Here is a 6556-nt window from a genome sequence, read left to right on the forward strand (position 1 = left end):
GGTCACGGGCGCGGCGGCCGCGGCCGCCTCGGCGCCGATCTTGCCCGCCGCCTGCTGGCGGGTGTGCCTGGCCGCGTTGTCGATGGGGTCCGGCGCCGGGCGCTCGGCCATGCTGACACCGACCTGGTAGCCCAGCGCGAACAACAGCACCAGCATCGCCACGCCGGAGAAGATGGCCAGCGCGATCAGGCGGGGAGTGAGGCTGAATCGATATTCCATGATGGCGGTCGCGGTAAGGGTTCAGGGAATGGAAACGGTGGTCTGGCCGGGCGCGTTAATTTCAATCACTCCGCCCCACATGCACATCAGCTTTGACGAATTGTTCAGCGCCGGCATACCGCCGATCATCACGGTCGGCGATCCAGGCGCCCATGGCGCGACCGTGGCCGGAATGCACGGCATCGGCGTCAGCACGCCCAGCGCGGCCGCCGTGGCCGCCGCCACCATCGGGTTGCTCAACGACTGGCACATGCCGAACGGCAGGATGTTGACCATCGGCTTGTTGTCCATGATGTTGGCGTCGGGGACGGCGGTCAGCACGGCGCTGGCCGGCAACACCATCAGCGTGCCCGGCGCCACGCCGAAGCTACATTTGAGCATCGCGCCCATGCAGACCTGTTGTCCCATCAGCTCCCCCTCACCAGCTTTTGCAGCCGGTCCAGTATGGCGGGCGCGGCGGCGGCGTTGTCGGTGCGCTTGCCCTTGCTGTCGAAGCGCGCGGGCGAGCCGACCGGCTTGCCGTCGCGGTACATCACTTCTTCCATCAGTTCGCCGTCCGGCCAGTAGCGGCGCATCGGGCCGTGCAGCAGGTTGGCGCGGTAGGCGCAGGTTTGCACCACGTTGCCCTGGGCGTCGAAATCGGTGGACTCGCCGTCCATCAGGCCGGCCTTGTAGTGCGACTTGCGCACCCGCAGGCCTTCGTGGAAGAACTCGGCGGGGCCGTGGATCTGGCCGTCCACCAGGTTCAGGCGGGCGGTCAGGTGGCCGGCCTCGTCGTAGGACAGCGACTGGCCGGCCGCCACCCCGCCCACCATCGTCTGGCGCGCCACGCAGCGGCCGTTGACGTAGGTTTCCATCATGCCGTGCGCCACGCCGTGCTGGAACTCGGATTGCTGCACCAGCTTGCCGTCCGGCGCGAACACGGCCATCGGGCCATGCATCTTGCCGGCTTCGAAGTGCGTCTTCATCAGGGTGCGGCCCTGCTCGCTGAACTGTTCGAACGGGCCGTGCAGCACGCCGTCGCGCATCCAGGCGCGTTGCAGCACCTGGCCGCTGTCGCTGTGCTCCTCCACGAGCAGCGGCGCGGCGGCGGGCAGGTCTTGTGGCAGCTCGGTCTCGGTCGTCATGTCAGTTCACCTTGGTCATGGCGCCCTTGAGGGTCAGCATCGCGCCGGCCTCCACGGTCTGGGTTGCGTCGGCCTTGCTGTTGATGACGGGGGCCTTGTTATCCATCTGCACGGCGGCCTGGTTGGCCATCTTGGTGCCGGCCTTGTTGGTGAAGTCGGTGCCGGACTCGTTGGTCAACGCCGTGCCAGCCTTGGCGGTCAACGCCGTGCCCGCCGTGATGCCGTAGGTGGTGCCGGATTCCTCCGTCACCGCCGCGCTGGACTTGATGCTGATGTCCCCCGTCACCGTGATGGTCAGCTTGCCGTCGATGGTCAGCGCGTAGTCGCCCGTCACCTTGTGGGTGAACTTGGCGCTGTTGGTGTGGGTTTCATCCCCCGTCACCGTCACCTCGCGCGTGCCCTTGACGTTGTGCACCTCCTTGCCCTTCTGGACATCGACGGTGCGGTCGCCCTCCTGCAGCGTGTGGATCTCCGCGCCCTTCTTCACGGTCGTGGTCAGCGCGTTCTCGATCTCGGTCAGCATGTCCTTCTGCGCGTGCATGTACAGCTGCTCGGAGTCCTTCTTGTCCTCGAAGCGCAGTTCGTTGCCGGCCGCGCCCTGCTTGGACGACCAGGTGCGCATGATGGTCTGCGTCTGGTTGGCCGGCAGCTCGGCCGGCGTGGCGTTCTCGCCGTTGTAGACGCAGCCCGTCACCAGCGGCCGCTCCGGATCGCCGTTCAGGTAGGTCACCACCACCTCCTGCCCGACGCGCGGCAGGAACAGCGAGCCGAAGCCCTTGCCCGCCACCGACTGCGCCACCCGCATCCAGGTCGAGCTCTTGTCGTCCTTGGCGCCGTCGCGGTCCCACGGGAATTGCACCTTGATGCGGCCGTACTTGTCGGTCCAGATTTCCTCGCCGCTGGGGCCGACCACCAGCGCGGTCTCGCAGCCGACCGCGCGCGGACGCGCCGTCTGCATCGGCGGGCGGAACGGCACCGTGACCGGGAACGCCTCGAAGGAATTGGTGTACATGTCGTCGCGCGCCGTGTGGTGCACGCGGCGCAGCACAAAGGCGGCGTTCAAAGCGCTGACGAAATGTTCGGACAGCGTGAACTTGGTGCCGGCGCTGAACGGATAGCAGAAGCTGTCGCCGCGCAGCACCTCGGCGTTGACCTGGCTGGCCTCCACCCGCAACTGGGCGATGGCGGTGGCCGCCGCTGCCGCCAGGTGGCCGGTGGCGAACTCGTACACCGCCCCGCTGCCGCCGCTGGCCGAATGCGTGCCCTCCAGCGAGGTGCTGGGATTGATGAAGTCGTAGTCGTTGACGGTGGCCTTCTTCACCGCGATGGTGTTCTCGTGCGCGAAGCGCGACACCGTGTCGATGGCGTTGTGCATGCCGGTGCGCGGGAAGAAGCGCACCGCCGCCGCACCGTCGCAGTCGGCGAAGTTGGACGAGGCGTCGCCCAGCACCATCGTGTGCGCGCCGCTGCTGAAGCTGAAGAAGTAGAAGATGCCGGCCTGCTCCATCAACCGGCTGATGAAGTCGAACGCGGTCTCGTCGTACTGCACGATGTAGTCGACCGGATCGTAGGTCTGGGTCAGCTTGTCGTCGAAGGTGATGCTGAACGCGCCCAGCACCGCCTTGATGATGTCCGCCACCGACTTGGCCTGGTAGATCTTGCGGTCGCGCGACAGGGTCAGCAGCCACAGCATGGGAACCACCTCGGCCTCGTAGGTGGCGAAGTCCTGGTCGAAGCCGCTCTGGATGAAGCGCGACACCATGCCGCTGATGTAGCGCTTGGTGCCGCCGGCCACGTCCAGGGTCACGGTCATGGTCTTGCCGACCACGGTGGCCGCGCTCAGGCTGGTGCTGCCGGAACGCATGTGCAGGTTGAACTTGAACAGTTCCGATATGCCCTCGCTGCCTTCGACCGCGTCGAGCAGCAGGTCGTTGTCGCCGAACGGCGACGATACGCTCAGCAGGCCACCGGGTTGTTCGAAGCCGGTTCTCATGGATGGCCCCGCAGCGGATGGTCGCGGAAGGCGTAGGCGAACTGCTCGTCGTCGCCCACGCTCATGTGGATGGCGGTGAACGGCTTGAGCATCGACATGCGCTCCAGCACCAGCGACGACAGCAGCGGCAGCACCGTCTGCGTCAGGATGAAATCGATGTTGCGGGCGCCGCTGTCGACCTCGGTGCAGCGGGCGGTGATCACCTCGGTCACGCGGTCGTCCCAGGTGAAGCGGGCGTTGTGGTTGCTGGCGAAGCGCGCGGCCAGCTTGGCCAGCTTGAGGTCGACGATGTTGCTGATCTGCTCGTCGCCCAGCGGGTAGTACGGCACCAGCACCAGCCGCCCCAGGAAGGCCGGGCTGAACTGGCGCAGCAGCGCCGGCCGCAGCTGCTCGGTCAGCGCGGCGGGATCGGGGCGCTTGCCGTTGGCGCAGGCTTGCGTGATCACGTCCTGCGCCGCGTTCGAGGTCAGCAGGATAAGCGTGTTCTTGAAGTCGATGGTGATGCCTTCGCCATCCTCCATCGTGCCCTTGTCGAACACCTGGAAGAACAGTTCCAGCACGTCCGGGTGGGCCTTCTCCATCTCGTCCAGCAGCACCACGCAGTAGGGCCGGCGGCGCACGGCCTCGGTCAGCACGCCGCCCTTGCCGTAGCCGACGTAGCCGGGCGGCGCGCCCTTCAGGCTGGAGATCGAATGCGCCTCCTGGAACTCCGACATATTGATCGTGACCATGTTGCGCTCGCCGCCATACAGCATGTCGGCCAGCGCGAACGCGGTCTCGGTCTTGCCGACGCCGCTCGGGCCGACCAGCATGAACACGCCGACCGGCTTGCCCGGGTCGTCCAGCTCGGCGCGGAAGGTGCGCACGCGGCGGGCGATGGCGTCCAGCGCCTGCTCCTGGCCCACCACGCGGTCCTCCAGCCGCTCCTTGAGTTGCAGCACGGTGTGGATTTCGTCGGCCAGCATCTTGCCGACCGGGATGCCGGTCCAGCCGGAGATGACGCCGGCGACGATCTTCGAATCGACGCACACCGGCACCAGCGGCTCGTCGTCCTGGATCGCTTCCAGGCCTTTTTGCAGGCGCTGCAATTGGTCGCCGCGCGAGATGCGTTCCTCGTCGTCCAGCGCCGCGTGATGGTCGGCCGTGGCGGCGATTTCGCGCCGCAGCACCAGGATTTCCTCGACGGCGCGGCGTTCCTCGGCCAGCTTTTCCGTCAGGCGCGTCTGGCGGGCTTGCAGCAGCGCCTGTTGCGTTTCCATCTTGGCGATGGCGGCGCCCTGGTCCTCGCCGCGCGCGTGGCGCTGGCGGGCGATGCGCAGCTCTTCGCTGTTGAGGACGATGTCATGCTCCAGCGCCTCCAGCTGCGGCGGCGCGCCGGCCTGGCCGATGGCGACCCGGGCGCAGGCCGTGTCCAGCACGCTGATGGCCTTGTCCGGCAGCTGGCGGCCGGAAATGTAGCGGTGCGACAGGCGCACGGCGTCGGTCACGGCTTCGTCCAGGATCTCGACGCCGTGGTGTTGCTCCAGCGTGGCGACCATGCCGCGCAACATGCCGATGGCGGCGTCGGTGGTCGGCTCTTCCACTTTGACGACCTGGAAGCGGCGCGCCAATGCGGGATCGCGTTCGACGTATTTCTTGTACTCGGCCCAGGTGGTGGCGGCGATGGTGCGCAGTTCGCCCCGCGCCAGGGCCGGCTTGAGCAGGTTGGCGGCATCGCCCTGCCCTTCGCTGCCGCCGGCGCCGATCAGCTGGTGCGCTTCGTCGATGAACAGCACGATGGGCGTGGCCGATGCGCGCACTTCGGCGATCACGGATTTGAGGCGGTTCTCGAATTCGCCCTTGATGCCGGCGCCCGCTTGCAGCAGCGCCAGGTCCAGCGTGCGCACCACCACGTTGGCCAGCGACGGCGGCACCGCCCCCGAGGCGATGCGCTGCGCGAAGCCTTCCACCACGGCGGTCTTGCCGACGCCCGCCTCGCCGGTGAGGATGGGGTTGTTCTGGCGGCGGCGCAACAGGATGTCGATGATCTGGCGGATCTCGGCGTCGCGGCCCCGGATCGGGTCGATGCGGCCGGCGCGCGCCAGGGCAGTCATGTCCACCGTGTACTGGTCCAGCGCCGGCGTGGCGCCGCCTGTGCTCTGCTGCGTGGGCATCATGCCGGGCGTGGCGCCGCCATGCGCGCCCGCAGCGCCGACGGCATGCCCACCGCCTGCGCCCGTGGTTCCTCCGGCCATGCCGGTGCCGGACACACCGCTGCCCACCAATGGCCCGCCGCCATCCTCCGACGAACCGGCCAGCAGCGACGGCAGCTCCTGCTTCAGCTGCTCGCGCGGTATCTTCAGCAGTTCCGGCGCGCTTTCGATCAGCATGCCGCGCAGGCTGTCCACCTCCAGCATCGCCAGCAGCACCGTGCCGGAACGCACCTGCTGGCTGCCCAGCAGCATGGAGCTCAGCATCCACGCCTCCTGGAACAACGCGATGAAGTGCGGCGACAGCGCCGGCGTGCGGCCGTTGCCGCGCTTGAAGCCGTCCATCGTGCGCTGCAGCTGCGCCATCACCGCGCTCTCGACGATGCCGTAGCGTTGCAGCGCCAGCACGAAGTCCGGCGCCCGCTCCTCCAGCAGCGTGAACAGCAAATGCTCCAGCTCCACGTTGTACTGCGTCTGCTTCACGCACAGCTCGGCCGCATGCCCCATCGCCCGCTTGCATTCGGGGTTGAGCTTGGACAGCAAGGTGCGGATATCGATTTCCATGACGGTCAGCCCTCTTCCGTCGACAGCAGGAAATTCGCCGGCTGGTAGTGCGTGACCGATGCGCCGGCGCTGCACAGCCATGCGCTCAGGCCCAGGCGCGGCGGCAGCTCGGCGGCGGTGCTCGGTTGCGGCGACTGTCCGGCGCCGGCACTCAGGCGCGTTTCCGGCTGCACCGCCAGGTCCAGCCGCAAGCGCACCTGGAAATCGCTTTGCAGATGGCGCGCCACCAGCCAGCCCAGCAGCGAGTTGTTCTTCGCGCCCGGCAGCAAGGCCGCGTACTGCGCAGGCTTTAGCGGCGGCGCGTCCAGCGCCAGGCCGGCGCCCTGGTCCCACGCGCGCGCGCCGAGGCAGGCGCCCATGCCCAGCCGCGACGTCATCGGCACCGGCTTGCCGGGATCGTAGAGCCGCGCGCGGTCGCACAGCGCCAGCGCGTGCCAGCCGCCGACAAACTGCTTGCCGCTGAA

Annotated in this window: 6 protein-coding genes; all 6 read right to left on the bottom strand. The window is 68.0% G+C overall.

The genetic code is table 11. From position 1 onward, the window contains the following. Positions 1–219: hypothetical protein (locus GTP90_RS34355; RefSeq protein ID WP_161087719.1), on the bottom strand; the 219-nt coding region annotated here is incomplete at its 3' end. Positions 220–240: 21 nt separating this feature from the next. Then, a complete protein-coding gene (locus tag GTP90_RS34360) occupies positions 241–627 on the bottom strand; it encodes a DUF4280 domain-containing protein (protein ID WP_161087720.1) in 387 nt (128 codons plus the stop codon). Beyond that, positions 627–1346, bottom strand: a complete 720-nt coding sequence (locus tag GTP90_RS34365; protein WP_161087721.1) for a toxin-antitoxin system YwqK family antitoxin — start codon at positions 1344–1346, stop codon at positions 627–629. Before GTP90_RS34365 ends, GTP90_RS34360 begins: the two co-directional genes overlap by 1 nt. A 1-nt stretch (position 1347) precedes the next feature. Next, the gene (locus GTP90_RS34370; RefSeq protein ID WP_161087722.1) at positions 1348–3339 is read right to left on the bottom strand and encodes a type VI secretion system Vgr family protein; all 1992 of its coding nucleotides are present in this window, start codon (positions 3337–3339) and stop codon (positions 1348–1350) included. Beyond that, positions 3336–6092: a type VI secretion system ATPase TssH gene (gene tssH, locus GTP90_RS34375; protein ID WP_161087723.1), complete on the bottom strand. Its 2757-nt coding sequence runs from the start codon at positions 6090–6092 to the stop codon at positions 3336–3338. Before tssH ends, GTP90_RS34370 begins: the two co-directional genes overlap by 4 nt. A gap of 5 nt (positions 6093–6097) precedes the next feature. Further along, the coding region (locus tag GTP90_RS34380; protein WP_161087724.1) for a type VI secretion system baseplate subunit TssG at positions 6098–6556 on the bottom strand (459 nt) is incomplete at its 5' end.

It is taken from the genome of Duganella vulcania (genome assembly GCF_009857655.1).
In the GTDB taxonomy this organism is placed as follows: domain Bacteria; phylum Pseudomonadota; class Gammaproteobacteria; order Burkholderiales; family Burkholderiaceae_D; genus Rugamonas; species Rugamonas vulcania.